Source organism: Roseinatronobacter domitianus (assembly GCF_023336755.1).
Taxonomy (GTDB): Bacteria; Pseudomonadota; Alphaproteobacteria; order Rhodobacterales; family Rhodobacteraceae; genus Roseinatronobacter; species Roseinatronobacter domitianus.
The window spans coordinates 261,020-287,278 of the sequence record NZ_JALZWP010000002.1; the positions used below are offsets into that span (position 1 = coordinate 261,020).

Sequence of the window (26,259 nt, forward strand, 5' to 3'; positions counted from 1 at the left end):
CAATGTCAGCGCGGGGAACGTTTGGCCAGAATACGTTGCAACGTGCGCCGGTGCATACTCAGACGACGCGCGGTTTCCGATACGTTGCGGTCGCATTGCTCATAGACACGCTGAATATGTTCCCAGCGCACGCGGTCGGCGGACATTGGGTTTTCAGAGATGTCGGGCAAAGCCTCTCCCGTGCCCAGCAGCGCGCACACCACTTCATTGGCATCGGCGGGTTTGGACAGGTAATCCGTCGCCCCGATTTTCACCGCCGCAACGGCGGTTGCAATTGCACCATAACCGGTCAGCACAACGATCCGGGCGTCCTCGCGCTTGGCGCGCAGCACCTCGACCACGTCCAGCCCGTTACCGTCCTCCAGCCGCAGATCGATCACGGCATAGGCGGGCGGGCGTGCCGTGGCGATTGCCTTACCCGCCGTGATGCCTTCGGCGGTTTCCACAGCGAAGCCACGCTTTTCCATGGCGCGCGCAAGGCGCTTCAGAAACACCTCGTCATCATCGACGATCAGCAAAGACGGGTCGGGACCAAGATCAAGTTGCGCGGGTTCAGTCATTGTGCTTCCCCTATGGGTTACACCACAATTAGGTCGTGCAGGGTAAAAGGTCAATTTGAACCGACCATGTCCCGGCCTCAGGCATTGTCGATAAAGCAGGCGATACGGTCGGCCATTTGGTCGGGTGTTGCCTCGCGGCGGAACAATTCGACAAATCCATGACCGGGCAGATTCAGATAGGTAAAGGTCGTGTGGTCGATCAGGTAGAATTCGTCCTCGGTTTCTTGCACGGCATAATAGGCACGATAAGCGCGGGCAGCATCGCGCAACTGCTGTTCGGTCCCGGTCAGGCCAACCATATTGGGGTGCATGAAGCTGACGAATTCGGCCAGCCCTTCCAACGTGTCGCGCCCATGGTCCACAGAGATGAACACCGGCGTCACATCATAGCCCTGCTCTGCAAGGGTGTAGACGGCTTCAGCATTCCGGGCGAGGTCATAGGGGCAGACATCGGGGCAGAACGTGTAGCCGAAATAAAGCAGAACAGGACGGTCGGCGAAATCGGCCTCTGTCACCTGCTGGCCGGTATGGTCGGTCAGGGTGAACGGCCCGCCAATGGCCCCGCTACCCCCGGCAATGGATGTCTCGCGGCATTGCGCAAATTCGCCGTCTTCGGGCGCAAAGAACACCATGCCGCCCAGGCCGCCTAGAACCAGCGCCAAAAACCCAGCAGCCATGATGGAATATCGACGTAGCATTTGCGCACCCCTGTGACGTTACCAACGCTTGATGCCAAAGGCGCGCGCGCGTAACAATCCCTATTCCCCAAGATGTGACATCACGCCCATGGACCCCACCTTCGGAGAGATCACACAAGACAACCGCACCGAATGGGTGCGGCTGCGCACGCTGACCTATGTGCGCATCGTCGCGCTGTCGGGGCAGATCGCCGCGCTGGTGGCGGGGCAACTGGCCTTTGGGCTACGCTTCGACACGGGTTTGGTCGCGCTTGTGGTGGGCGCGGCAGGTATTTCGATCCTGCTGTCGCTGTTTTTATATCCGCCGGCCAAGCGGCTATCCGACACCGAAGCCTCGCTGACCTTTCTGTTCGATATCGCGCAACTGTCCTTTTTGCTGTATTTGACCGGCGGCATTACCAACCCGTTTGCGCTTCTGGTCATGGCCCCGGTCGCAGTGGCGGCCATGGCGTTGCGGTCACGCTCGACACTTTTGCTGTCGATTGTGGCGATTGCGCTTATCACATTGGTCAGTGTCAGCTACCGCCCTTTGCGCTTTGCCGATGGCACCGTGCTGGATGTCGCCCCAATCCTGACCTTTGGGCATTGGGCGGCAATCGTGATCGGGATTGCGTTTCAGGCGTTCTATGCCCAGCGCGTCGCCGCAGAGGCAAATTCCATGGCCGACGCGCTGCTGGCCGCGCAAATGGCGCTCTCTCGCGAGCAAAAGCTGACCGACCTTGGCGGCGTGGTCGCGGCAACCGCTCATGAGCTTGGCACACCCCTGGCCACGATCAAGCTGGTCAGCGCCGAGTTGGTCGAAGAATTGGCCGACCGCCCCGATCTGGTCGAGGACGCGCGCCTTCTGGTGCAAGAGGCTGACCGCTGCCGGACGATTCTGCACTCTATGGGGCGCAGCGGCAAAGACGACACAATGATGCGCCGCGCGCCTTTGGAAGCGGTGCTGCAAGAGGCCGCAGAACCCCATCTGGACCGCGGCAAACGCGTGCATTTCCTGTTGAAATCGGGCGATGATCCGCAACCGCTTATCCAACGCCGTCCAGAGCTGGTTCATGGCCTGCGCAACCTTGTGCAGAACGCGGTCGATTTCGCGGCGTCCGAGGTCTGGGTCGATGCAAGCTGGACCGCGCAGACCCTGCGCATCCGCATCATCGATGACGGGCCGGGTTTTTCACCGCAGGTGCTGGGCAGCATCGGCGAGCCATTCATCGGGCGCGGGCGCGATCCGAACCGCCCCAAGCGTCGTCCGGGCTACGCCGGCATGGGGTTGGGAATGTTCATTGCCAAGACCTTGCTGGAACGCACTGGCGCGCGGCTGGAATTTCTGAATTGCGACGGCGCGATAAAGACCTTGCCGGGCAGTCCGGTTCTGCATGGCGCAATGGTGGACCTGACATGGCCATTGGCGCGAATCGCCGTGGACCGGGCCGAAGCGCTGGCCCAGAACCTGCCGGTCGACAGGTAAGTTTTTCCAACAACGTGAATGGACAGCTTCGCGGATACTGATACCATTGCCGGACCTGAATTTTGGAGAGACCGCAATATGCCTGTCCCCCTTGCCCCGATTGCAGCCACCGCCGCGCGTTACGGTGCCATTGCCCTTGCCGGTTATGTCTTGGCCCGCCAGATGGAACGCGGTCGCGTCGACCAACGCGCGGAAGATGCGTTTGACGATCTGCCAGAAGGGCTGACCGGGCAGCACGCGCGCGACCGTCAACAATGGAACATGGCCGGACGTTTTCGCCGCGTGGTGCGACTGGGGCAGTCTGGGCCCGGCGTGGAGATCGACGGCAGCCTTCTGGGGCGCATCCGGTTTCGCCGGGTATGAGCGGGCTGACGCTGTATCACAGCGCGACCTCACCCTATGTGCGCAAGGTTATGGTGCTGGCGCATGAAGCCGGGCTTGCCGACCGGATCGCGCTGGTCCCGGCCTCTGGCACGCCGCTGGACCCTGGCTCTGTGCCGCTGGAAGCCAACCCGCTTGGCAAGGTGCCGGTGCTGACGCGCCCAGAAGGTGGTGCATTGTATGACAGCCGTGTGATCTGCGCCTATCTGGATGCCTTGGCCGGGGATCGTTTCTATCCGCAAGGCGCGCGGCGCTGGGATTGCCTGACACTGGAAGCAACGGCAGATGGCATGTTGGATGCAGCGCTCTCGATAATGTATGAAACCCGGCTGAGGGCAGAGCCGATGCGCTCTGATGCGATCGTCGCCGGGCAATGGTCCAAGATTGCCCGCAGCGTTACCCTGTTGGAAGACCGTTGGTTGGCCTATCTGGCCGGGCCACTCTGCATGGGTCAGATGGCGCTGGGCTGCGCGCTGGGTTATCTGGATTTTCGCTTGGCGGATCGGGGGTGGCGCAAGCACGCGCCGACACTGTCCCGCTGGCAAGACGAATTCAGCGCGCGCGACAGCATGGCCATGACAACCCCGCCCGGGTAGCGCAAACCTTGCAAAAAACCGTGAAAATCGGCGCAAGTGCGACACCTTTCCACGCTTTCAAAGCTGGACGCACCCCCCAATCCCCGCTAAATGCAACCTCGAGGGGCCGCGAATGACATGCGGCCTGTCTGCAATTTAGCCCTCGTACCCACTGAAAAGGGAGAATGCTCGTGTCCCACGCTGATGACCACGAAAGCACCCGCCGGGATTTCATCTATTACGCAACCGCAGGTGCGGGTGCCGTGACTGTCGGCGCTGCCGTGTGGCCACTTGTCAATCAGATGAACCCTACGGCCGATGTGCAAGCTCTGTCGTCGATATTTGTTGATGTCGGTGGCCTAGAACCCGGCAGCCAGCTGACCGTCAGCTTTCTTGGCAAACCGGTGTTCCTGCGCCGTCGCACCGCCGAGGAAATCGAGGCCGGGCGCGCTGTGTCGGTGGACGAGCTGACGATCGACCAGGAATCACGCAACCCCAACAAGCCGGGGACCGACGCATCCGACGCCAACCGCACCATGGATGATGAGGGCGAATGGCTGGTGATGACAGGTGTCTGCACCCATCTTGGCTGTGTGCCCCTGGGCAATGGCGCAGGCGATTTCGGCGGCTGGTTCTGCCCCTGCCACGGGTCGCACTACGACACGGCAGGCCGTATCCGCCGTGGGCCGGCACCGGAAAACATGCATATTCCGGTCGCGACCTTCGTCGATGACACAACCGTCCAGCTTGGTTAAAGGAGAGAATACATGTCCGGTATTCCACACGACCATTACGAGCCGACCAGCAATGCCGAGAAGTGGATCGACAAGCGTCTTCCCATCGTTGGCTTGCTATACGACACCATCAAGATCCCCACGCCCAAGAACCTGAACTGGATGTGGATCTGGGGCATTGTCCTGATGACCTGCCTTGTATTGCAGATCGTCACCGGCATTGTGCTGGTCATGCACTACACCCCCGACGCCGATCTGGCCTTTGCCAGTGTCGAGCATATCATGCGCAACGTGAATGGCGGGCATATGCTGCGCTATCTGCACCAGAACGGCGCAATGTTGTTCTTCGCGGCTGTGTATATCCACATTTTCCGTGGTCTGTATTACGGCAGCTACAAATCCCCGCGCGAAGTGACGTGGATTTTGGGCATGTTCATCTACTTGGCGATGATGGCGACCGCGTTCATGGGTTACGTTCTGCCCTGGGGCCAGATGTCCTTCTGGGGCGCAACCGTAATCACCGGCCTGTTCGGCGCTATTCCGGGCATCGGCGAAATGCTGCAAACGTGGCTGCTGGGCGGGCCTGCCGTGGGCAACGCCACGCTGACGCGCTTCTTCAGCCTGCACTACCTGCTGCCCTTCGTGATCCTGGGTCTGTCGATCCTGCATATCTGGGCTTTCCACACCACGGGCAACAACAACCCGACCGGTGTTGATGTGCGCCGCACGTCGAAAGAAGAAGCTGCGAAAGATACGCTGCCCTTCTGGCCCTATTTCGTGATTAAGGATCTGTTTGCGCTGGCCGTGATCTTTGCGCTGTTCTGGGCGCTGGTCGGCTTTATGCCGCAATTCCTGGGCCACCCGGATAACTACATCGAAGCGAACCCGCTGGTGACGCCGTCGCATATTGTGCCGGAATGGTATTTCCTGCCCTTCTACGCGATTCTCCGCGCCTTCACCTCTGACGTCTGGGTCGTGATAGCCGTAAACTGGCTGTCCTTCGGGATCATCGACGCGGCGTTCTTCGGGGTTCTGGCCATGTTCGGCTCGATCTTCGTCATGGCGCTGGTGCCGTGGCTGGACCGTTCTTCCGTGCGGTCGGGCCGCTACCGCCCCATGTTCAAGTGGTGGTTCTGGCTGTTCGTGGTCAACTTTTTCGTGCTGATGTGGGCAGGCGCCATGCCGGCTGAAGGCATCTACGCCATGATCTCGCTCATCGGGACGACCTACTGGTTCGCGTATTTCCTCGTGATCCTGCCCATCTTGGGTGTGATCGAGAAGCCGCTGCCGCAGCCCGCCACGATCGAGGAGGACTTCAAAGCATCGCTGAAGAAGAAATCCGGTGGCAATGGCCCGTCCCCCGAACCGGTTCCTGCCGAGTAACTGACGGAAATTGGAGAGATAGAATGTTCAAGAAACTCGCCGTTTCCACGATAACGGCAGCTTTGCTCGCCTCCTCTCCGGCCCTTGCGGCCGGGGAGAAGGGTGAAATCACCGACTACGCCTTCTCGTTCGAGGGGCCGTTTGGCACCTATGACCGTAACCAGCTTCAGCGTGGTTTGCAGGTTTACACCGAAGTTTGCTCGTCTTGCCACGGCCTGAACCTGGTCGCATTTCGTACGCTGAGCGCAGAGAACGGGCCGGCCCTTCCCGAAGACCAGGTGCGCGCTTTTGCGGAAATGTTCGAAATTTGGGACCCGGAACTGCGTGACTGGCGCGTGGCCGCAACCCCGGACCACTTCCCGGAATCGCAATTCGAAGGTGCGCCCGACCTAAGCCTGATGGCCAAGTCGCGTGTGGGCTTCTCTGGTCCCTACGGGTTGGGCATCAACCAGCTTATGAACGGGATGGGGGGCGCCGAATACATCGCGTCCTTCACCAACGGCTTTACCGGCGAAGAGAAATTCGAAGCCGGGTCGATGTTTTACTACAACAAGGCATCGGCAAGCTGGGTCTCCATGGCGCCCGTGCTGTATGAGGACGGCATCGAATACGCTGATGGCACCCCGGCGACGGCTTCGCAGCAGTCGCAGGATGTGGCCGCGTTCCTGATGTGGGCAGCAGAGCCGAAAATGGTCGAACGCAAGCAAGCGGGCTTCGTCGGCGTCATCTTCTTGTCGGTGCTGGCAGCCCTGCTGTATCTGACCAACAAGCAGCTCTGGGCACCCATCAAGCGGGCCGCGAAGGAAGATTGATCTTCCAACAAGCTACGGGACTGAAAAGCGCGCCTGACCAAGGCGCGCTTTTTGCTTTGCAGGACCACACTGCTTATGTAGCACTTGGCCATGCTTAACCTGTGAAAGACCCCCCAATGTCCGACAACCTTCGCGGCGCTCTGCTGATGACCCTCGCCATGGCGGGTTTCGCGCTTGAAGACATGTTCATAAAGCTTTTGGCAGGGGCGATCCCGGTTGGTCAGATCCTTGTCATGCTTGGCGCAAGCGGCGCGGTTGTCTTTGGGCTATTCGCCCGCGCCAAAGGCCAGGCGCTGTTTTCGGCTGACATGTCCAGCCGCGCGATGATTATTCGCAATATGGGCGAGGTTCTTGGCACCGTCGGATTCGTTCTGGGCTTCGTGCTGGCCAGCCTGTCCACCGCGTCTGCCATTTTGCAGGCCACCCCGCTTGTTGTGACCTTGGGCGCGGCGCTGTTCCTTGGGGCGCAGGTCGGCTGGAAACGCTGGATCGCCATTCTGGTAGGTCTGTTTGGCGTCATGCTTATTGTGCGACCGGGCATGGCAGGATTTGAGCCTGCCTCGCTTTGGGCGGTTCTGGGCGTTCTGGGCCTTGCCACGCGCGATCTGGCCACCCGCGCCGCACCCGCGCGCATATCCGGGTTTCAGATGTCGGCATGGGCCTTTGGCCTTATGGCCCCGACAGGGGCAATCATGATGTGGGTCATGGGTGGGCACCCCGTCCTGCCCGATGGCCCGCAAACCGGTCTGCTGCTCTGCACACTCGTCATAGGGGTCGCCGCCTATTATATGGTGGTCGCCGCCATGCGCGTTGGCGAAATTCCGGTCGTGACCCCGTTTCGCTACACCCGCATGGTCTTCGCGCTTATTGTCGCCCTCACGGTGTTCGGCGAGCGTCCGGACACGCTGACCTATATCGGGGCCGCGATTATTGTAGCCGCAGGCCTATTCACGCTCTGGCGCGAAACGCGCCGCCCTTCCCTTGGGTCGGCTGGAACGGTATAGCTAGCGCAAACAAACCGCCAATACATAGGGACAGATCATGAGCATCATCATCGACGTTATCGGCCGCGAGATCCTCGACAGCCGGGGCAACCCCACGGTCGAAGTGGACGTCATCCTTGAAGACGGAACCATGGGCCGCGCCGCCGTGCCCTCGGGCGCCTCTACCGGCGCACATGAGGCTGTTGAGCGCCGCGATGGCGACAAGTCCCGCTACATGGGCAAAGGCGTTCTGGAAGCCGTCGCCGCCGTGAATGGCGAGTTGGCCGAAGCGCTTGTCGGCTTTGATGCCACCGAACAGGTCGCCATTGACGCCGCGATGATGGAACTGGACGGCACCGCCAACAAGGGCCGTCTGGGCGCGAATGCCATTCTGGGCGTGTCCATGGCCGTGGCCAAAGCCGCTGCCGAATACACCGGCCAGCCGCTGTTTCGCTATGTCGGCGGCACCTCTGCGCGCACGCTGCCGGTGCCGATGATGAACATCATCAACGGGGGCGAGCACGCCGACAACCCGATCGACATTCAGGAATTCATGATAATGCCGGTCGCTGCGGACAATATCCGCGATGCGGTGCGCATGGGCGCCGAAGTGTTCCACACGCTGAAAAAGGAACTGCACGCGGCGGGCCTGTCCACCGGCATTGGCGACGAAGGCGGCTTTGCCCCGAACCTGTCCAGCACCCGCGACGCGCTGGATTTCATTCTGAAAGCCATTGAAAAGGCAGGCTACAAGCCGGGGCAGGACATCTACCTCGCGCTCGACTGCGCCTCGACCGAGTATTTCAAGGACGGCAAGTATGAAATGGCGGGCGAAGGTCTGTCACTGACAGCCGCCGAGAATGTCGAATATCTGGCGAAACTCTGCGACGATTACCCGATCATCAGCATCGAAGACGGCTGTGCAGAAGATGATTGGGATGGATGGAAACTGCTGACCGACCGCTTGGGCGACCGCGTGCAGCTTGTGGGCGATGATCTGTTCGTCACCAACCCCGCGCGTCTGGCCGATGGGATTGAGAAAGGCTGCGGCAACTCGCTGCTGGTCAAGGTCAACCAGATCGGCACCCTGACAGAAACACTGGCCGCCGTAGATATGGCCCACCGCGCGCGCATGACCTGCGTCATGTCGCACCGCTCGGGCGAGACAGAGGACGCCACGATTGCCGATCTGGCCGTGGCCACGAATTGCGGGCAGATCAAGACCGGCTCGCTGGCGCGGTCAGACCGGTTGGCCAAGTATAACCAACTGATCCGCATTGAAGAAATGCTTGGGGAAACCGCGGTTTACGCAGGTCGTTCAATCCTGCGTTAAGCGCTACACGCGCGGGGCCACCACACCCCGCGCGTGTAAACCTGTCGTTAAGACGAATCAGCTATACTAAGTGACTTAGATTTTATCCCAGTGGCGGAGGGCCAGATGTCACTTCTTTTACCTGTTTCGGCACCTTTGCCGCAAAACACACAACCGCGCGACCCGGTGGCCTTTGCCAACACAGCGGCGCAACGCCCTGCCCCGGCTGTCTCTGCCACGCTGACCCAAACCGCCGTCCAGCAGACCAAGGCCGGCACCCGGACAGAGGTGCTGACCACGCGCGATAGTGTGCCCATTACCGACAGGCGCAACCGCCTTGTCGGGCCACCCCCCACATTCGAAGTGAACCTGTTGCAGCACCTCCGCGAAACACGCAACGACCCGCCAGAGATGGCGTTGCCCGACAGCACGGGCGAAGATGATGGGAACGATGCCCCGGATGATCCGGCGCTGCCGCGCACCGGCAATTTGCAGCAACAGCCAGACATGACAAACACCGCCTATGGTCAGCTTTCTTCACACGAAACGCCCGTCAGCGACGCTGCGAAAATTAACGCGCGCTTTTGAATTTTCAGCCAGCTTCTGTTTCGAAAGCAAAAAACCCCGGATAAAAATCCGGGGTTTTCCAGCTTCTAAGCAAAGCGAAAGGCTTACTCTGCCTGCTCTGCCGCGATCTCTTCGCCGGTTTCCTGATCGACCATTTTCATGGCCAGACGGACCTTGCCGCGATCATCGAAGCCCAGCAGCTTGACCTTCACCTCTTGGCCTTCCTTCAACACATCCGAAGGATGGTTCAAACGGCGATTCTCGATCTGGGACACATGCACCAGACCATCGCGCTTGCCAAAGAAGTTCACGAAAGCACCGAAATCGACCAGCTTTACAACCTTGCCGGTGTAGATCTTGCCGACTTCCGGCTCTGCCACGATCGAATAGATCATGTCGTAGGCTTTCTTGATCGCCTCTGCGTCGCTGGAAGCGATCTTGATAACGCCGTCATCGTTGATGTCGACCTTCGCGCCCGACACTTCCACGATTTCGCGGATGACCTTGCCGCCCGTGCCGATGACTTCGCGGATTTTATCCGTCGGCACCTGCATGGTTTCGATCTTGGGCGCGTATTGGCTGAAGCCTTGCGGCGCGGTCAGCGCCTTGGCCATTTCACCCATGATATGCATGCGCGCGTCTTTGGCTTGTGCCAAAGCCTGCTCCATGATCTCAAACGTGATGCCCGCGACCTTGATATCCATCTGCAACGAGGTGATCCCCGCTTCGGTCCCGGCCACTTTGAAATCCATGTCGCCCAAATGGTCTTCGTCGCCCAGAATGTCGGTCAGCACAGCGAAGCGCCCGTCATCTTCCAGGATCAGGCCCATAGCCACACCGGCCACCGGCGCTTTCAGCGGCACGCCCGCATCCATCATCGACAGCGACCCGCCGCAGACGGTTGCCATGGACGAAGACCCGTTCGATTCCGTGATCTCGGACACCAGACGAATGGTATAGGGGAAGTCGGTTGCCGCAGGCAGAACCGCCTGCAACGCGCGCCATGCCAGCTTGCCGTGGCCCACTTCGCGCCGTCCCGGAGGACCGAAGCGCCCAACCTCGCCCACCGAATAGGGGGGGAAGTTGTAGTGCAGCAGGAAGCTGGATTTGCTGGTGCCGGTCAGCGCGTCGATGAACTGCTCATCATCGCCCGTGCCCAAGGTGGTCACACATAGCGATTGCGTTTCGCCACGGGTGAACAGGCTAGAGCCATGCGTGCGCGGCAGCAGGCTGGTTTCGGCCACAATGGGGCGCACCGTCTTGGTGTCGCGTCCGTCAACACGCGGCGACCCGTTGATGATATCGCCGCGCAGAATGCTCGATTCCAGCTTTTTCAGGGCCGAACCCAAATTGGCATTGGACAACTGCTCTTCGGTCAGCGCAGCCTTGATGGCATCGCGGGCAGCACCAATGGCAGCCACGCGCTCTTGCTTGTCACGCAGGGCAAAGGCGGCGCGCATCTGGGTTTCGCCAGCCGCTTTTACAGCGGCATACAGATCCGAGTAATCCGGCGGCTGGAAGTCGAAGGGCTCTTTCGCGGCATCTTCCGCCAGGTCGATAATCAGATCGATCACCGGCTGAAGGCTGTCATGCGCGAATTTCACGGCACCCAGCATTTCGGCTTCTGTCAGCTCATAGGCTTCCGATTCGACCATCATCACGGCGTCTTTGGTGCCCGCGACAACGAGGTCCAGACGCTGCTCGGCATTCTCGCGCAGCTTTTCCATATCCTGACATTCGGGGTTCAGGACGTATTCGCCATTCGAATAGCCCACGCGCGCAGCAGCAATCGGCCCCATGAAGGGCGCGCCGGAAATGGTCAGCGCGGCAGAGGCGGCGATCAGCGCAACCACGTCGGGTTCATTGACCAGATCGTGGCTCAGCACCGTGCAGATAACCAGAACTTCGTTCTTGAAGCCCTCGACGAACAGCGGGCGGATCGGACGGTCGATCAGGCGCGAGGTCAGGGTTTCCTTGTCGGACGGGCGCGCTTCGCGCTTCAGGAACCCGCCGGGAACCTTGCCGGCTGCATAGTATTTTTCAACGTAATGCACGGTCAGCGGGAAAAAGTCTTGCCCCGGCTTTGCTTCTTTCGCGAAGGTCACGTTGGCCATGACGCTGGTTTCGCCCAGCGTGGCAATGACCGAGCCGTCTGCCTGACGGGCAACCTTGCCGGTTTCCAGTGTCAGGGTTTCTTCGCCCCACTGGATGGATTTCTTGGTGATATTGAACATACGTCATTCCTCGTCGGAGCACTTCCGGGCCCTTCCCGGATCTCCTGATGTCTATGGCGGCCCCATTGCCGCCGACCCCAATCCTTGTGCATCACGCCGGGGCCGAAGCGTCACGTCTCAGATGGGCTGTGCCATACAGGAAAAGCGGCTGCGGGGGAAGTGGGGGAATGTTGCGTTTGAAAGAGCCATCATTGGGCGGCCAACTAACCAAAGGCGCGGAATCAAGGGCGAAGCCCGCCGCGCGGGCCGACCCGCGGCCTGCCGCTGTCGCTATGATGACCGGGGCGTCACACCCAGCGCGCGAAGGGCGGCAGGCTCATCAGCACTGCGTCCGGGTCGTGGCCGGTTTGCAGGCCGAACTTTGTGCCCCGGTCGTAGACAAGGTTGTATTCGGCATAAAGCCCACGGTGGATAAGCTGTGCTTCCTTATCGGCATCATCCCACGCCATACCCCGCCGCTTTTCCACCTGCGCCAGAAACGCAGGCAGAAAGGACCGGCCCACATCTTGGGTAAAGGCGAAATCGGCCTCCCAATCGCCGGTGCAATGGTCATCATAGAAGATGCCACCTACACCGCGCGCGCGCTTGCGGTGGGGGATGTAGAAATACTCATCCGCCCAGTCCTTGAAGCGCGGATAGAGGTCTGCGCCATGCGGGTCGCAATGGGCTTTCAGCGTGGCGTGAAAATCGGCGGTGTCTTCGGGGTATTCAAGGCAGGGGTTCAGATCGGTGCCGCCACCGAACCACCAGCCGCCCGGTGTCCAGAACATGCGGGTGTTCAGGTGCACGGCGGGCACATGCGGGTTCTGCATATGCGCCACCAGCGAGATGCCACTCGCCCAGAAACGCGGGTCATCTTCCAGCCCCGGAATTTCCTTGCGCGCGGTCAGCGACCGCTGCGCCTGATCGCCCAATTGGCCATAAACGGCAGAGACGTTGACGCCGACTTTCTCGAACACGCGACCGCCGCGCATCACGCTCATCAAGCCGCCACCGGCATCCGAGCCGTCTGGCGCAGTGCGCTTGGTGTCGGTCACTTCGAACCGGCCCGGCGCGTGGTCGGACATCGGGCCATCGGTATGACTGTCCTCGACCGCCTCGAACGCAGCAACGATCTGGTCGCGCAGCTCGCGGAACCAGGCGGCGGCGTGGGCCTTGCGGTCGTCAAAATTCTGATCGGTCATCGGCGCGGTTCCCTATGGCTTTGCCATGATGTGCCATGCGGGGGCGTCTATGACAAGCTAGGTTTACAGTTCGTCGCCGGGTCTGGTCTGCGACATGACCTTTTCGAGATTGGCGCCGCGCGCCCGCGCGCTGTCCTCTACCGCCTGTTGAAGCGCGGTATTGCGGGCCAACAGACGGCGGAAGCGCGCCTCGTCCAAGGCGAAAAGGGTGCAATGCGTGATCGCACTGACCATCGCGCGGCGCGGCTGGCCGGTCAGCATACCCAAATGACCAAAGAACTCGCCGCGCCCCAACCGCAGTTTCTGGCCGCGACGTTCCATCTCTACCGCGCCGGATGCAATGAAATAGACCGAGCGCGCCACTTCCCCCTTCCGGATCAGCACGGCGCCGGGGTCCACATAATGCGTGGTCAAAGCCCGCGATAAACGCTTGCGCGCTTCTGGTGGCATGGCATCGAACACGGGGAAGGCGCGCAGGAATTCCTCGCGCTGCAACGCGAAATCCAGCCGGGGCCGATCGTCCAACTGCTTGCGCGCGGCGTCCAGCCTGTTGCGCAAGGTGGCGTGCAATTCGCGTCCGATCAGCCCATCGGCGAACAGGGTTTCATACTCGCGTTCTTCCAGTCGCAACGATGTACGGCGAATAAAACGGCGTTCGACTTCTTCGGCATATCCGGGATATTGCAGGCGCAGCCCCTCGATGGCGCTGGCCGTTTCCTCGGCCCGGCGGCGCAGCAATTCATGCAACAGGTCGCCCACGCGCCGGCCATGAATGCGGCGGATCTTGCCCGCAATAAAACCATGCAACTCTTGTAAAACAAGCTGTTGGTTCAGAAGCAATTCGAAGCGGTCGGCGGTCATAACTTCCAGCGGGCCAGACCAACGCAAACGGTTGTTCAGCCAGACCGCCAGCCGATAGCGCCCACCATAGCCCAGCGCGCGCCGGGCCGTGCTGCGGTATTCGTTGCGCCCGCCAAGGCGGGTGCGTTCGATCAGGCCGTCGACATCGGACAACATCCGCTCCACCAACCGGGAGGAGAAGAGCTGCTGCCGGAAATGTTCGATAATCAGATCACGCTCTCGCCCGGCCAAAGCCACCAGCCCCAAAGTGATGCGGTCGCGGTCGGGAATGTCTACGCTTTCGGCTTCTGCCACCGCGCCATCCAGCCGCCCGGCAAAGCGCTTGGCCTCTGACCGGATCACATCGGGGGTCAGCCGGTAATCACGCGCGCTGTCCGACACGGCCTCGCGCACGTTTTGCAGCGCCACCGCAATCACCTGCCGCGACAATGCCTGGTCCAAGGCCGGCAGACGGTCCAGCCCCAGCTTTGCGATGGCCCAGCGCAATGTTGTGCCCTGCACCAGCAGCGTGAACAGGGTAAACCCGGTTGCCAGAATACCCACCTCGCGCTTGACCGCAGGTGGAACCAGCGCGCTTTCCGTTACTGCCAGCGCCAGCGCCAGCGTGACCGCCCCGCGCAAACCGCCCCACAGGATAGCGGCGCGATAGCTGGGGTCCACCCGTGGCGACAAGCGCAACCGGCCCAACACCGGCAGCACTCCGAACAACATAACCGCGCGCGCCACAAAGGCCGCGACCACGATCACCCCGATCAGGAACAGGTCACTTGGGCGCAGATCGCCCATCAGGCGCGGGATTAACAGAGCGGCAAGGATAAAGATGAACGCGCCCGCCCAATAGGCCAGAATATCCCAGACCTCTCGCAGATAGCCCCAGCTTGCCGGTGTCAGGCGGCTTGGCCCCGACAGGTTCAGCGCCAGCCCCGCCACGACCACCGCAATCACGCCCGATGCACCCAGATATTGTTCAGCAACGATATAGGTCAGATACGGCAGGGCCACGCTGACCGACACTTGCGCGCGCGGGAAGGTGGGCAGCACCGCCATGAGCGCGGTGGCAACGCGGGCAAAGACCCACCCCAGCAGCACACCGCCACCGATAAGCCACGGAAAGGTCAGTGCGGCCTCTTGCAGGGTCGGGTTGGGTACGCCCAGCATAACGAAAGTCAGAAAAAACCCGAACAAGGCAATCGCGGCGGCATCGTTCAGCAGGCTTTCGCCCTCGACAATGCGGGTCAGCCGCTGCGGCGCCGCGATGTTGCGGAAAATGCTGACCACGGCAGACGGATCTGTGGTCGAAACGACAGCCCCGATCAGCAGGCAGGCAGCCAGCGGAAGCGACGTAAACGGCGTCAGCGCATAACCGATGACCACGGTAGAGACCAGCACCGCCGCGACCGCCATGACAAGGATAGGCACCCAATCATCCAGCATCCGCCGCGCATTGACCACCAGCGCCACCTGGAACAACAGCGTTGGCAGCAGGATATACAAGAACACATTAGAGCGGATGGGCAGGTCCAGCAGCCGCCGCACGGTTGGGCTGAGCGTATCGCCCAAACCAGAGGTCGCGAGCGTCAGCGCGACCGCGCCGATCAACGCGCCCATGATCGCCAGAATCACGGTAAACGGCAGGCGCAGACGCTCGGACAAGGGCTCCGACACGCCGATCACAATGAAAAGCAACGCAACCGCGCCGGAAAAAGCGATGATATCCATACTGTTCAGTCTAGCGCGCGCGCCAAATAATTGGAACGCAGCACCGACCTATTCGGCCGCGAGCGCAACAGATTTACGGTCGCTGCGCCCGATTTCGGCCAAGGTAGTCACGATCTGGTCCATCAGTGCCTGAAAGGCCGGGAAATCAGCATTCGGTTCGACCCGCGCCTCGTCCAGATACAGGCCACGGTCGATTTCCACTTGCACAACATGCTGCCCAACCGACGGCAAACCGTAACGCTGCGCGATATAGGCCCCGGCAAACGGAGCATTGCGGGCCACGCGCAAACCGGCAGCGGTAAAGACGGCGGCGACCGCATCGACAATGTCGGACTGGCTGGACGCGCCGAACCGGTCCCCCAACACCACATCGGGCCGCCCGCTGTTGCGCAAGATGACCGCATCGCGCGGCATGGAATGCATATCCAGCAGAATCGCGCGGCCCAGATCACGGACATGATCGGCCATCACGCTTGCCAGCTTGTCATGATAGGGTTGCCAGTAATTGTGCAGCCGCTCTTGTGCCTGCGCGCGACCAATCTTGCCCGAATAGATCGCACGACCGCCCGCGACAACACGCGGAATAACCCCAAGCCCGGAACTGATGCGCGCATTCATGGCGCGCACCGCTATTCCCGAAATCAGGGCCGGGTCAAGCTCGCTCGCGGCACGGTTGTAATCGACATAGGCGCGCGGCACGCCGCCTAGCAGGACATGCGCGCCAGCAGCGGGTGCAGCCTGTAGCAACAGGTCCACATAGGCATCTTCGGAAGACCGCAAGGCCAGTTCGTCAAGCTGCGAGGCTTGCAGAAAATCTGCCGGATAACCCCGCGCAGAATGCGGCGATGCGAAGATGACCGAAGTCGTCGCCGGGGCCGCCTCGATGAACTTGTATGCCTGCATAAGAGAATTCCTTGCCATACCAAGTTATACCGCGAATTTCCCCTTGCGAAAGCCCTTGATCCTGCTCGCGACTCTATTTATAGACCCCGCTTACAGACGCGGTTTGGCCCGCGTCCCTTTTGTTTGGGGCGTTTGTCGGATCAGTCGGGCGCGTAGCTCAGTGGTAGAGCACTACGTTGACATCGTAGGGGTCACAAGTTCGAACCTTGTCGTGCCCACCATTTCATCCCTGTTTCGGCAGGACAAGTTTACAGGCAGGCGCACGCGCGCCGCGAGAAGGAGAAGACCGATGAAGGTCAAGAATTCGCTCCGGTCGCTCAAGCAGCGCCACCGTGATTGTCAGATCGTGCGCCGTAAAGGCCGCGTTTATGTCATCAACAAGACCCAGAAGAAATTCAAGGCACGTCAGGGCTGATATTCGCCCCGACTGTCGCGATTTGGCGCCGCTCTGTCGTTCAGGGCGGCGTTTTTCTATGCCGAATCACTAGGGTTGCGCCATGACAGAACTCCTTCCAGATCCCGCCCCGGTGCCGGTGTTGCACCTGTCCGACCGTCCCGAATGGCGGTATTTGCTGCGTGATTTCTACGAACTCTATCGCCACCTGCCCGCTGGCGGCAGTGCCAAAATCCGCGCGCATCAACGCGGCGTGCGGGAACGCATTGCACGGGTCATCAAAGCCAATCCGCCGATTGCCGACCTGCCGCCAATAGAAAAACCCGTCACCTTGCATTTCCGTCGCGCACTGGACCAGGGACGAGAGGCGCAGCACGCGGCCTTCATCCGCACCATCGACGCGGTCCATGACAAACTGCGGTGGCAGTATGGCTATGAAAAAGTGCCGCGCGGTCTGGAGCGCAAATTCGCCTATGCCGAATTGGTTGGCCCGACCGGCCCGGTAGTGACGGACGAGGTGATCCTGGGTCTGGTGCTTTTCGCACCCGGCTGCACCTACCCGGCCCATGCGCATGACGGCATTACCGAAAGCTACCTGTGCCTGTCGGGGGCTGTGTCGGAAAACGACCAAGGGGTCTACGCGCCGGGGTCGCTGATCTTCAACCAGCCGGGGCAGTTGCACCGAATCACGGTCGCCGATCACGAACCGTCATTGCTGGCCTATGCCTGGATGGGGGCGACAGAAAAGCTGGCGAACCAGAAAATGGTCTTCAGCCGCGCGCCGAAACCGGCGCGCTAACCTTCGGTAAAGCGAATAAGCCGCGGCAGGCAAAGCCGTTTCAGGTCGTAATTCTCGACAATCGTTTTGCGGGCTGCCGCCCGGCGCGCGGCAAAGCCAGCAGGGTTGGCCAGTGCCGCGATCAGCGCCTCGGACCATGCGTCGACATCGAAGAAATCAACCAACTGGCCGTTGACCCCATCAACCACCACTTCCTCTACCGGGGCGGTGCGCGACGCCATCACATGCGCGCCCATAGCCATCGATTCCAGCAGCGACCATGACAAGACGAACGGGATGGTCAGATAGGCATGGGCGCGCGAAATCTGCATCAGCGTGACGTAATCGCGATACGGCACGCGCCCCAGGAAATGCACGCGCTCCAGCCCCGGCGCACCGGCGATTTCGGACAGAAACCGCTCTTTCCATGTGCCTTGCGGGGGCGCCATACCATAGCTGACCCCATCCCCGCCGATAATGACCACCTGTGCGCCGGGCCGCGCGGCCAATATCTGCGGCAAGGCGCGGATAAAGATGTGCGACCCGCGATAGGGCTCAATATTGCGTGTGACATAGGTCAGCACCTCATCACCCGCGCGCAAGGCGCGGCCATTGGGCAAGGTGAATTGCGCGGCGGGGTTCGGCACCAGCGCATCGGTATCAACCCCGTCATGGGTGATGGTGATCTTGCTGCGCAGTTCCGGCGGAAACGTGTCAGCCTGCCATTCGGTTGGCGATAGCGCGGCATCAGCCTGCACCATAGACAAAGCCAGATGCGATTGCCGCGCGATCACGCCAAAGCCCGAAAACGGGTCTGCACTGCTGAATTCCGGGTCAAACCCCACATCCAACCCCTTGGTGCCATAGTAAAACTCTGCATAGACAAGCAGCCGGGCCTGTGGGAAGATCTCTTTCAGGAACAGGGTTTCGCCCCAGCCGGAATGACCAAAGATCACATCCGGCACAAAGCCCAGCTTGTCGCGCAATTGCGCCGCCGCCCGCCCGACACGATGCGCGCGATCGGTCATGGCCATATAGGTCGTGGCCAAACGCGCTTGCCCCGGTTTCGGGGCCGGGTCCGACATAGGGTAGCGATAGGTGCGGATCTGGCTTTGCTGCTTGTTGCTGTCCGCTGTCAGGGCAACAACATCATGCCCGCGTGCGGCCAATGCGGGTGCCAGATGCTTGAACTGGGCCGGAAAATTCTGGTGGACGAACAGAATTTTCATGCGCCCACCCCGTCAGTCCGCGCCGATGGCCGTCATATCGAACGCAGCGGCCAAAAGCGCGCGGGTGTAGTCATGCACAGGCGCGTCGAACACCTGATCGACCGGCCCGCTTTCCACCACGTCGCCCTGTTTCATGACGACCACCTTGTGCGACAGCGCGCGCACGACGCGCAGATCGTGGCTGATGAACAGATAGGCCAGCCCGTGACGGCGCTGCAAGTCGCGCAGCAATTCGACAATCTGCACCTGCACGGTCATGTCCAGCGCAGAGGTCGGCTCATCCAGCACCAGCAGCTTGGGCCGCAGGATCATGGCGCGCGCAATGGCAATGCGCTGGCGCTGGCCGCCGGAAAACTCATGCGGGTAGCGCTCCATGGTCGACGGGTCCAGACCCACTTCGGCCATGATTTCCGCCACCAGATCGCGTTCCGATTTCCCGGTCGGAATGCCATGCACCCCCAGCCCCTCGGCAATGATCTGCGCCACGGTCATGCGGGGCGACAGGCTGCCGAACGGGTCTTGGAACACAATCTGCACGTCGCGCCGCAGCGCCCGCAACTCGGTCGATTTACGGCCCTGAATGTCGGTGCCATTGAACCAGATCGGCCCCTCGGACGAGATGAGCCGCAAAATGGCCAGCGCGAGCGTGGTCTTGCCCGACCCGGATTCGCCCACAACGCCCAGCGTTTCGCCCGCCCGCAGCGTCAGGCTGGCGCCATTGACGGCCTTTACATGCCCCACAGTGCGGCGCAAAAACCCGCGCGTGATGGGAAACCAGATGCGCAGGGCATCGGTGCGCAGCACTTCCTTGGCACCATCGGGCACCGGCGCGGGTTTGCCATGCTGCTCGGCGGCCAGCAATTTGCGCGTGTAAGGGTGCTGGGGATTGGCGAAAATCTCGGAGGTCTTGCCCTGCTCGACAATCTCACCCGCCTGCATAACGCAAACACGGTCAGCAAAACGGCGCACGATGTTCAGGTCGTGGGTAATGAACAGCAGGCTCATCCCCTCGGCGCGTTTCAGGTCCACCAGCAATTCCAGAATCTGCGCCTGAATGGTTACATCCAGCGCCGTGGTCGGTTCATCCGCGACCAGCAATTCCGGCCCGTTTGCCAGCGCCATGGCGATCATCACGCGCTGACGCTGCCCGCCCGATAGCTGGTGCGGATAGGCCGACAAGCGGCTTTCGGCGTCGCGAATGCCCACCTTGTTCAGCAGGTCCAGCACGCGCGCCCGCGCTGCAGAACCCGACAGCCCTTGATGCAAGGACAGGCTTTCCGCGATCTGCTTTTCTATTGTATGCAGCGGGTTGAGCGACGTCATCGGCTCTTGGAAAATGAAGCTGATGTCATTGCCGCGCACTTGCCGCAGTTTGGCGTCCGGTGCCCCGATCAGTTCTTCGCCCTTGAAGGTCACGGACCCGGCCACCTGCGCTGCATCGGGCAATAGCCCCACGCAAGACAACGCGCTGACAGATTTGCCGGACCCTGATTCGCCCACCAGTGCGACGGTTTCGCCCTGTTCCACATGGAAGGATACGCCGCGCACCGCGCGCACGGGCTGGCCGTCTTGGCTAAAGGTCACGTTCAGGTCTGTCACGTCCAGCAGGTTCATCGGAACGTCTTTCTGGGGTCGAACGCGTCGCGCACCCCTTCAAAGATGAAGACCAGAAGCGACAGCATGATCGCGAAAGTGAAAAACGCCGAAAACCCAAGCCACGGCGCTTGCAGGTTGTTCTTGGCCTGCAACGTCAACTCGCCAAGTGACGGGGCAGAGGAGGGCAGGCCGAAGCCCAGAAAATCGAGCGCAGCAAGCGACCCGATCACGCCGGTGATGATGAAGGGCAAGAAGGTCAGCGTGGCAACCATGGCGTTGGGCAGAACATGGCGGAACATGATCTTGGCATTCGACACGCCCAAGGCTTTCGCCGCGCGGACATATTCGTAATTGCGCGCACGCAGGAATTCGGCGCGCACCACGCCGACCAGCCCGGTCCAGCCGAACAACGTCATCAGGAAGACCAACAGCCAGAAGTTCATCGCCACCATGCTGGAAATGATTATGATGATGTAAATGGACGGGACAGAGTTCCACAGCTCAATGACTCGCTGGAACAACAAGTCCAGCACACCGCCGAAATAGCCCTGCACCGCCCCCGCCGCGACCCCGATAACAGAGGTCAGCAACGTGACGACAATGGCAAAGCTGATCGACAGGCGGAACCCGTAAATCACCCGTGCCAGCACATCGCGCGCGGTGTCATCCGTGCCCAGAAGGTGGTTTTCATCGGGCGGAGAGGGCGCGGCGCGGCCGATATCATTGACCGTGTTATAACTGTAGGGGATGGGGGGCCAGATCATCCAGCCTTGGGTGATCTCTGCACCGTCCACAATGCCTGTCGCGGCTTGAGCCGTTGCCTCTGCCGGATCATCGAAGCAAAACTCTGATCCGCCCGCGCGGATCAGGCATTGCACGACCGGGTCGGTGTATTGCGCTTCGGTCCGGAAATCGCCGCCGAAGGTGGTTTCGGAATAGAAATTCCCAATGGGGAAGTAATATTCGCCCTGATAGTTGATGATGATGGGCCGGTCATTCGCGATGAATTCGGCAAAGAGGGACAGCACATAAAGCGTTCCCAGCACCACCAGCGACCAAAGCGCGCGGCGATTGGCTTTGAAATTGCCCCAGCGGCGCTGGTTCAGCGGCGACAACGCAAAGCGGCGTTTCGGCAGCGTTTCGGTCTGGGGCAGGAAATTGGTCTGGTCCATGGCTCAGGTCTCTCGCGACTCGAAGTCGATGCGCGGGTCGATCCAGACATACATCAGGTCCGAAATCAGCCCCACGACCAACCCCAGCAAACTGAACACGAACAATGTGCCGAACATGACCGGGTAATCGCGGGCAACCACGGCCTCGAACCCCAAACGGCCCAGACCGTCCAGCGAGAAGATCGTCTCGATAATCAGTGACCCGCCAAAAAACACGCCAACGAAAACCGCCGGGAACCCCGCGATCACGATCAGCATGGCGTTGCGGAACACATGGCCGTAAAGCACCCGATTTTCCATCAACCCCTTGGCCCGCGCGGTCATGACGTATTGCTTGCGGATTTCATCTAGGAAGCTGTTCTTCGTCAGCAACGTGAGTGTCGCAAAGGCCGAAATGGTCGAGGCAATGACCGGCAGCGTGATATGCCACAGGTAATCCAGCACCTTACCGATGGGCGACAGCGTGTCCCACACCTCTTGCGGGGATGTCAGGCCGCGTGCCGGGAATATCTGGTAATAGGACCCCCCGGCGAACAGCACCAACAGCAGAATGGCGAAGAGGAAACCGGGGATCGCATAGGCCACAATAATCAGGCCCGATGTGAATGTGTCGAATCGTGTGCCGTCGCGCGTGGCTTTGCGAATGCCCAAGGGAATGGACACGGCATAAGCAATCAACGTGGACCACAGGCCCAGCGTTATCGACACGGGCAGCTTTTCCAGCACCAGATCGACCACCGAAATGGACCGGAAGTAACTTTCGCCAAAGTCGAAGCGCATGTAGTTCCAGATCATATGCGCGAAGCGTTCCAGCGGCGGTTTGTCAAAACCGAATTCGCGTTCCAACTGCTCGATGAATTCAGGCGGCAGGCCGCGCGCGCCCTGGTAGCGCTCGTTTTCCACGGCACCCGCGTTCACATCCGCACCAGCCCCGTCGAACGCGCCGAACACGTTGCCTTGCCCTTCCATGCGGGCAATCACCTGCTCGATCGGACCGCCAGGCACGAATTGCACAAGGAAGAAATTGATCATCATCACGCCCAGAAGCGTGGGAATAATCAGCAGCAAACGTCGCGCGATGTAAGCGCCCATGGATTACCTCAGCGCGCCAGCAGCACGCAACTCGGCGGCGCGCTCTGCGTCATACCACCAGAAATCCAACTCTCCGGTCGAAAAGGGCGGGATGGTTTCGGGGTGTTTATACATATCCCAATACGCGACCCAGACCGTGTCGTTATACCAGGCGGGCACCATAATCAGCTCGTGTCGCAAGGCGCGGTCAAGCGCCGTCAACGCAGCGTCGCGCGCTTCCGGGCTGTCGGCGTTCAGTGATGCGTCTATAACCGCATCCACAAGCGGGCTGGCCAGCCCGGCAGGGTTGAACAGGCTGAATTCGGCGGTTTCAGAGCCATAACGCTGCTGTAACCCGGTGCCCGTGTCCATGAACGCGCCATACTGGTCAAAGATCATGTCGTAATCGCGATTGCGGCGGCGGTCGGTGTGCTGGGCGGCATCAATGCGCTGGAATTGCGCGTCAATTCCAAGCTGGCGCAGGTTCTGCGTGTAGGTCTCGACAATCGAATCCATCGTCGCAGACCCGGCAGAGGACACAGGGATTTCGATCACCATCTGCGCGCCAGCCGCGTTGCGCAACACGCCCGCGTCATCCACGGTCCAGCCCGCATCTTCCAACAGCCCCTTGGCGCGGCGGATGTTGCGGCGGTCGGCCAACCTGTCGGCGCTGGACACATGCGGCACCCGCGCAGGCTCTGTCAGCATGGCTGGCGGCACCAGATCGCCCAAGCTTTCCAGCAAGGCCAATTCCAACCCCTCGGGGGGGCCATCGGCTTGCAGGCGGGTGCCTTGCGTGTAGGACGCACGCGGCTTGAACAGCCCGTATTGCAAGGTTTCATTCGTCCATTCGAAATTGAACGCCAGCGAGATCGCCTCCCGCACGCGCGGGTCTTGAAGCATCTCGCGCCCAAGGTTGAACACGAAGCCGGTGGGCGTTGGCGCTAGACCCGTGGGCAATTCATCGCGCACGACATGGCCGCGCTCCATCGCCGGGAAATCGTAGCCCGTCGCCCATTGGCGCGAATTGTTTTCCGCCCGGAACGTGTAGATGCCACTTTTGAAGCCTTCGAAAGCCGCAGCACCATCGGCGAAATACTCGATACGGATTTCATCGAAATTGTGCCGCCCCACATTGTTGGGCAGGTCCGCAGCCCAGTAATTGGGGTCGCGCTTGTAGGTGATGGCGCGGTTCACCTCGAAACTGTCCAGCATGTAGGGACCAGAGCCGGGCGAAATCTCCATCCGGGACTCGTCCAGCCGTGACCCTGTCGCCTCATACCACGCTTTGGAGAATACCGGCGTGCTGCCAACCTGATCGATCAGGGACCGACGCGAAATATCTTCCGCGAAGGTGAATTTCACACGGTGATCGTCCAACGCCTCTGCCCCCAGCACGCGCTGGCTGACAGCCTGGGAATAAGACGGCAGACCCTGCTCAATGAACAGGTTGTGACTGAAGACCACGTCATGCGCGGTCAGAGGCGAGCCATCCGAAAACCGGGCTTCGGGGCGCATATGAAAGATGACCCAGTCTTTCGTTGCCGGATATTCCACCGTATGCGCCAGCAGGCCGTAATATTCGCCATAAGCATCCGCCGGGGCCATCCCGCCGCCCATGGGTTCCGAGGTTTCCAGCAGGCTTTCATACATCGAAGATGACAGCGCGCCCGCGCGGCCTTTGCGGGTAAACGGGTTCATCGAATCGAACGTGCCTTGGGCGGACAGCGCGATGGCCCCACCTTTGGGTGCATCGGGATTCACATAGTTGAAATGCGCAAAATCCGCAGGATAGCTAAGGTCGCCATAGAAGGAATAGCCATGCGCGCGGATGATTTCCGGCTCTTGCGCGGCCAAAGGGGTCACACCAAGCGCAACCACAATGGCGGCGGCGCGGGTCATGCGATGGAACATCTGGCAACTCCTCCTGCTGTTGTCCCGTCTGACGCGGGCCTGTCGGGCAGTATTTAGCGTTTCGACCCGCCTGTCGACAAGCACGCGGTATTTTGCACGCTTAAACAAGCTATTTTGATCGCAGTTTACAAAAAGCAAACAGGCCGCCCGTAAAAACGGACGGCCTGCCAATACGCGCATGGGCGCAAACTCAGCTTTGGCTTTGAATATAGGCGATCAGGTTGGCGCGATCCTGCACATCACCAAGGCCGCGATAGTTCATAGAGGTGCCGCTGGCCACATTGGCCGGGCCTTCGATGAACCGGCTAATGTTCTCTGGTGTCCATAGCTCTCCGACCTGGGCCAGCGCGCCGGAATAGTTGAACCCGTCAACCGCGCCGATGGGGCGATCCACGACACCGTGCAGATAAGGGCCAACCCCGTTGCGACCAGCTTCCAGCGCGTGACAAGCGCGGCACTGGCTCCAGACACGGGCGCCGGCATCGGCATCGGCAACTTGGAACGCGTCCTCAAAGCTCAGTTCGGCAACGGGTTCGGCATCCATGTCCTCTTCCCCGGTATCGATTGCATAGGCTTGGGGCGCATCGGCATTGCGCGGCACATATAGCGCACTGGCCGCCCATTGCCCCAGCAGCAAAACCAGCAAAGCACCGCAGAGCGAGGCCACAGTTTTCGTGATCACCATAGTGTCGAACATAGCGCAGTCCCTAAACCAGAGATTTTGGGCGTATGTATCCGCTTCCCATACTAGGTTTCAAGCGGTAGTTACCGCGACGAAACGCCCTTTTGGGCGAATTTGAGAGATGGCAGCGTAAACATGACCGGCAAAATCGCTTTTCAGGGGGAATTGGGTGCCTATGGCCATCAGGCCTGCGCCGACACGCGGCCAGATCATGACCCGCTGCCCTGTGCCACGTTTCACGACACGATGGAGGCCGTGCGCTCTGGCGCGGCCGATCTGGCCATGGTTGCTGTGGAAAACTCGATCTACGGGCGCGTGGCCGATGTGCATTCGCTGCTACCCGAAAGCGGGCTGCATATCGTGGCCGAAGCGTTCGTGCGCGTGCATGTCAACCTGCTGGGACTGCCCGGCAGCACGCTCGAGCAGATTAAAGAAGCACATGGCCACCCGGTGATCCTGCCGCAATGTTCCACCTTCCTGCGCAATCATGGTATTCGCGGCATGGCAAGCAGTGACAATGCCCGCGCCGCGCGTGAGATTGCCGAGCGGGGCGATCCGACCCACGCAGCGCTTGCCAGCGAGATGGCAGCGCAAATCTACGGGCTGCAAGTGCTTGCCCCACAGATAGAGGACCGGCCCGACAACACCACCCGTTTCCTGATTATGGCGCGCCAGCCCGATCTGACCCGGCGGGGCGATCATGGCATGATGACCAGCTTCCTGTTCCGCGTGCGCAACATTCCGGCGGCTTTGTATAAAGCCATGGGCGGGTTTGCCACCAATGGTGTGAACATGGTCAAGCTGGAAAGCTACATGGTGAACGGGTCTTTCACCGCGACCCAGTTCTTTGCCGAAATCGAAGGCCACCCGGAAGATGCCAATGTAAAACTGGCGCTGGATGAATTGGGGTATTTCACCGATTACCTGAACGTTCTGGGCACCTACCCAGCGGACCCGGCACGGCGTTAGCGACGCCGCGCCCCGGACTTGATCCGGGGCCTCTCTCCCATCCCATAAACGCAGAGGCCCCGGCTCGGGGGCCGGGGCGGTAG

The 26,259-nt window shown here is 60.7% G+C and carries 24 protein-coding genes and 1 tRNA gene; 13 read left to right on the forward strand and 12 right to left on the reverse strand.

Annotated elements, in window-relative coordinates:
* Window positions 1–5: 5 nt before the first annotated feature.
* On the reverse strand, window positions 6–560 hold the full coding sequence (locus M3N55_RS03330; RefSeq protein WP_249056361.1) for an ActR/PrrA/RegA family redox response regulator transcription factor: 555 nt from the start codon (window positions 558–560) through the stop codon (window positions 6–8).
* A 77-nt stretch (window positions 561–637) separates the two neighbouring features.
* The gene (locus M3N55_RS03335; protein WP_249056363.1) at window positions 638–1,258 is read right to left on the reverse strand and encodes an SCO family protein; all 621 of its coding nucleotides are present in this window, start codon (window positions 1,256–1,258) and stop codon (window positions 638–640) included.
* An 88-nt stretch (window positions 1,259–1,346) separates the two neighbouring features.
* Between M3N55_RS03335 and regB the strand changes: the two genes are divergently transcribed.
* The 9 genes from regB (at window position 1,347) to M3N55_RS03380 (ending at window position 9,491) form a co-directional block, all read left to right on the forward strand.
* Window positions 1,347–2,723: a sensor histidine kinase RegB gene (gene regB, locus M3N55_RS03340; RefSeq protein ID WP_249056365.1), complete on the forward strand. Its 1,377-nt coding sequence runs from the start codon at window positions 1,347–1,349 to the stop codon at window positions 2,721–2,723.
* A 78-nt stretch (window positions 2,724–2,801) separates the two neighbouring features.
* Window positions 2,802–3,086, forward strand: a complete 285-nt coding sequence (locus tag M3N55_RS03345; protein WP_249056367.1) for a hypothetical protein — start codon at window positions 2,802–2,804, stop codon at window positions 3,084–3,086.
* A 5-nt stretch (window positions 3,087–3,091) separates the two neighbouring features.
* Window positions 3,092–3,700, forward strand: coding sequence for a glutathione S-transferase (locus M3N55_RS03350; RefSeq protein ID WP_428982590.1), 609 nt, complete (start codon window positions 3,092–3,094; stop codon window positions 3,698–3,700).
* 170 nt (window positions 3,701–3,870) lie between these two features.
* The gene (petA, locus tag M3N55_RS03355; RefSeq protein ID WP_249056371.1) at window positions 3,871–4,434 is read left to right on the forward strand and encodes a ubiquinol-cytochrome c reductase iron-sulfur subunit; all 564 of its coding nucleotides are present in this window, start codon (window positions 3,871–3,873) and stop codon (window positions 4,432–4,434) included.
* Between the two features lie 12 nt (window positions 4,435–4,446).
* Window positions 4,447–5,796: a cytochrome b gene (locus M3N55_RS03360; protein ID WP_249056373.1), complete on the forward strand. Its 1,350-nt coding sequence runs from the start codon at window positions 4,447–4,449 to the stop codon at window positions 5,794–5,796.
* A gap of 23 nt (window positions 5,797–5,819) precedes the next feature.
* Window positions 5,820–6,608 (forward strand): cytochrome c1, encoded by a 789-nt coding sequence (locus M3N55_RS03365; RefSeq protein WP_249056375.1) that lies wholly within the window; start codon window positions 5,820–5,822, stop codon window positions 6,606–6,608.
* Between the two features lie 116 nt (window positions 6,609–6,724).
* The gene (locus M3N55_RS03370) at window positions 6,725–7,612 is read left to right on the forward strand and encodes a DMT family transporter (protein WP_249056377.1); all 888 of its coding nucleotides are present in this window, start codon (window positions 6,725–6,727) and stop codon (window positions 7,610–7,612) included.
* Between the two features lie 37 nt (window positions 7,613–7,649).
* Window positions 7,650–8,924, forward strand: coding sequence for a phosphopyruvate hydratase (eno, locus tag M3N55_RS03375; RefSeq protein WP_249056379.1), 1,275 nt, complete (start codon window positions 7,650–7,652; stop codon window positions 8,922–8,924).
* Between the two features lie 105 nt (window positions 8,925–9,029).
* Entirely contained in the window at window positions 9,030–9,491 is a 462-nt protein-coding gene (locus M3N55_RS03380; protein ID WP_249056381.1) for a hypothetical protein, read from the forward strand.
* Window positions 9,492–9,574: 83 nt separating this feature from the next.
* On the opposite strand, the gene pnp is transcribed toward M3N55_RS03380, so the two are convergent.
* The 4 genes from pnp to M3N55_RS03400 all read right to left on the reverse strand — a co-directional run bounded on the left by pnp (window position 9,575) and on the right by M3N55_RS03400 (window position 16,371).
* Window positions 9,575–11,704: a polyribonucleotide nucleotidyltransferase gene (gene pnp / locus M3N55_RS03385; protein WP_249056383.1), complete on the reverse strand. Its 2,130-nt coding sequence runs from the start codon at window positions 11,702–11,704 to the stop codon at window positions 9,575–9,577.
* Between the two features lie 287 nt (window positions 11,705–11,991).
* Complete coding sequence (gene hemF, locus M3N55_RS03390) at window positions 11,992–12,888, reverse strand: oxygen-dependent coproporphyrinogen oxidase (protein WP_249056385.1); 897 nt, start codon at window positions 12,886–12,888, stop codon at window positions 11,992–11,994.
* Window positions 12,889–12,951: 63 nt separating this feature from the next.
* Window positions 12,952–15,468 (reverse strand): cation:proton antiporter, encoded by a 2,517-nt coding sequence (locus M3N55_RS03395; RefSeq protein ID WP_249056387.1) that lies wholly within the window; start codon window positions 15,466–15,468, stop codon window positions 12,952–12,954.
* A gap of 48 nt (window positions 15,469–15,516) precedes the next feature.
* Window positions 15,517–16,371: an N-formylglutamate amidohydrolase gene (locus M3N55_RS03400; protein WP_249056389.1), complete on the reverse strand. Its 855-nt coding sequence runs from the start codon at window positions 16,369–16,371 to the stop codon at window positions 15,517–15,519.
* A 146-nt stretch (window positions 16,372–16,517) separates the two neighbouring features.
* On the opposite strand from M3N55_RS03400, the gene M3N55_RS03405 reads away from it, so the two are divergent.
* The 3 genes from M3N55_RS03405 (at window position 16,518) to M3N55_RS03415 (ending at window position 17,564) form a co-directional block, all read left to right on the forward strand.
* A tRNA-Val gene (locus M3N55_RS03405) sits at window positions 16,518–16,592 on the forward strand.
* A gap of 68 nt (window positions 16,593–16,660) precedes the next feature.
* On the forward strand, window positions 16,661–16,786 hold the full coding sequence (gene ykgO / locus M3N55_RS03410) for a type B 50S ribosomal protein L36 (RefSeq protein ID WP_072247233.1): 126 nt from the start codon (window positions 16,661–16,663) through the stop codon (window positions 16,784–16,786).
* Between the two features lie 82 nt (window positions 16,787–16,868).
* Complete coding sequence (locus M3N55_RS03415; RefSeq protein ID WP_249056391.1) at window positions 16,869–17,564, forward strand: dimethylsulfonioproprionate lyase family protein; 696 nt, start codon at window positions 16,869–16,871, stop codon at window positions 17,562–17,564.
* Here the strand turns inward: M3N55_RS03415 and M3N55_RS03420 are convergent.
* The 6 genes from M3N55_RS03420 to M3N55_RS03445 all read right to left on the reverse strand — a co-directional run bounded on the left by M3N55_RS03420 (window position 17,561) and on the right by M3N55_RS03445 (window position 25,222).
* Entirely contained in the window at window positions 17,561–18,772 is a 1,212-nt protein-coding gene (locus M3N55_RS03420) for a glycosyltransferase (RefSeq protein WP_249056393.1), read from the reverse strand. The two genes, M3N55_RS03415 and M3N55_RS03420, sit on opposite strands and share 4 nt — an antisense overlap.
* Window positions 18,773–18,784: 12 nt before the next feature.
* Entirely contained in the window at window positions 18,785–20,386 is a 1,602-nt protein-coding gene (locus M3N55_RS03425) for an ABC transporter ATP-binding protein (protein WP_249056394.1), read from the reverse strand.
* Complete coding sequence (locus M3N55_RS03430) at window positions 20,383–21,540, reverse strand: ABC transporter permease (protein ID WP_249056396.1); 1,158 nt, start codon at window positions 21,538–21,540, stop codon at window positions 20,383–20,385. Before M3N55_RS03430 ends, M3N55_RS03425 begins: the two co-directional genes overlap by 4 nt.
* 3 nt (window positions 21,541–21,543) lie before the next feature.
* Window positions 21,544–22,632, reverse strand: a complete 1,089-nt coding sequence (locus M3N55_RS03435) for a microcin C ABC transporter permease YejB (RefSeq protein WP_249056397.1) — start codon at window positions 22,630–22,632, stop codon at window positions 21,544–21,546.
* Window positions 22,633–22,635: 3 nt separating this feature from the next.
* On the reverse strand, window positions 22,636–24,525 hold the full coding sequence (locus M3N55_RS03440) for an extracellular solute-binding protein (protein ID WP_249056399.1): 1,890 nt from the start codon (window positions 24,523–24,525) through the stop codon (window positions 22,636–22,638).
* A 190-nt stretch (window positions 24,526–24,715) separates the two neighbouring features.
* Complete coding sequence (locus M3N55_RS03445; RefSeq protein WP_249056401.1) at window positions 24,716–25,222, reverse strand: c-type cytochrome; 507 nt, start codon at window positions 25,220–25,222, stop codon at window positions 24,716–24,718.
* A gap of 120 nt (window positions 25,223–25,342) precedes the next feature.
* Here M3N55_RS03445 and M3N55_RS03450 point away from each other — a divergent pair, with 120 nt between their 5' ends.
* The gene (locus M3N55_RS03450; protein ID WP_249056402.1) at window positions 25,343–26,176 is read left to right on the forward strand and encodes a prephenate dehydratase; all 834 of its coding nucleotides are present in this window, start codon (window positions 25,343–25,345) and stop codon (window positions 26,174–26,176) included.
* Window positions 26,177–26,259: the final 83 nt, after the last annotated feature.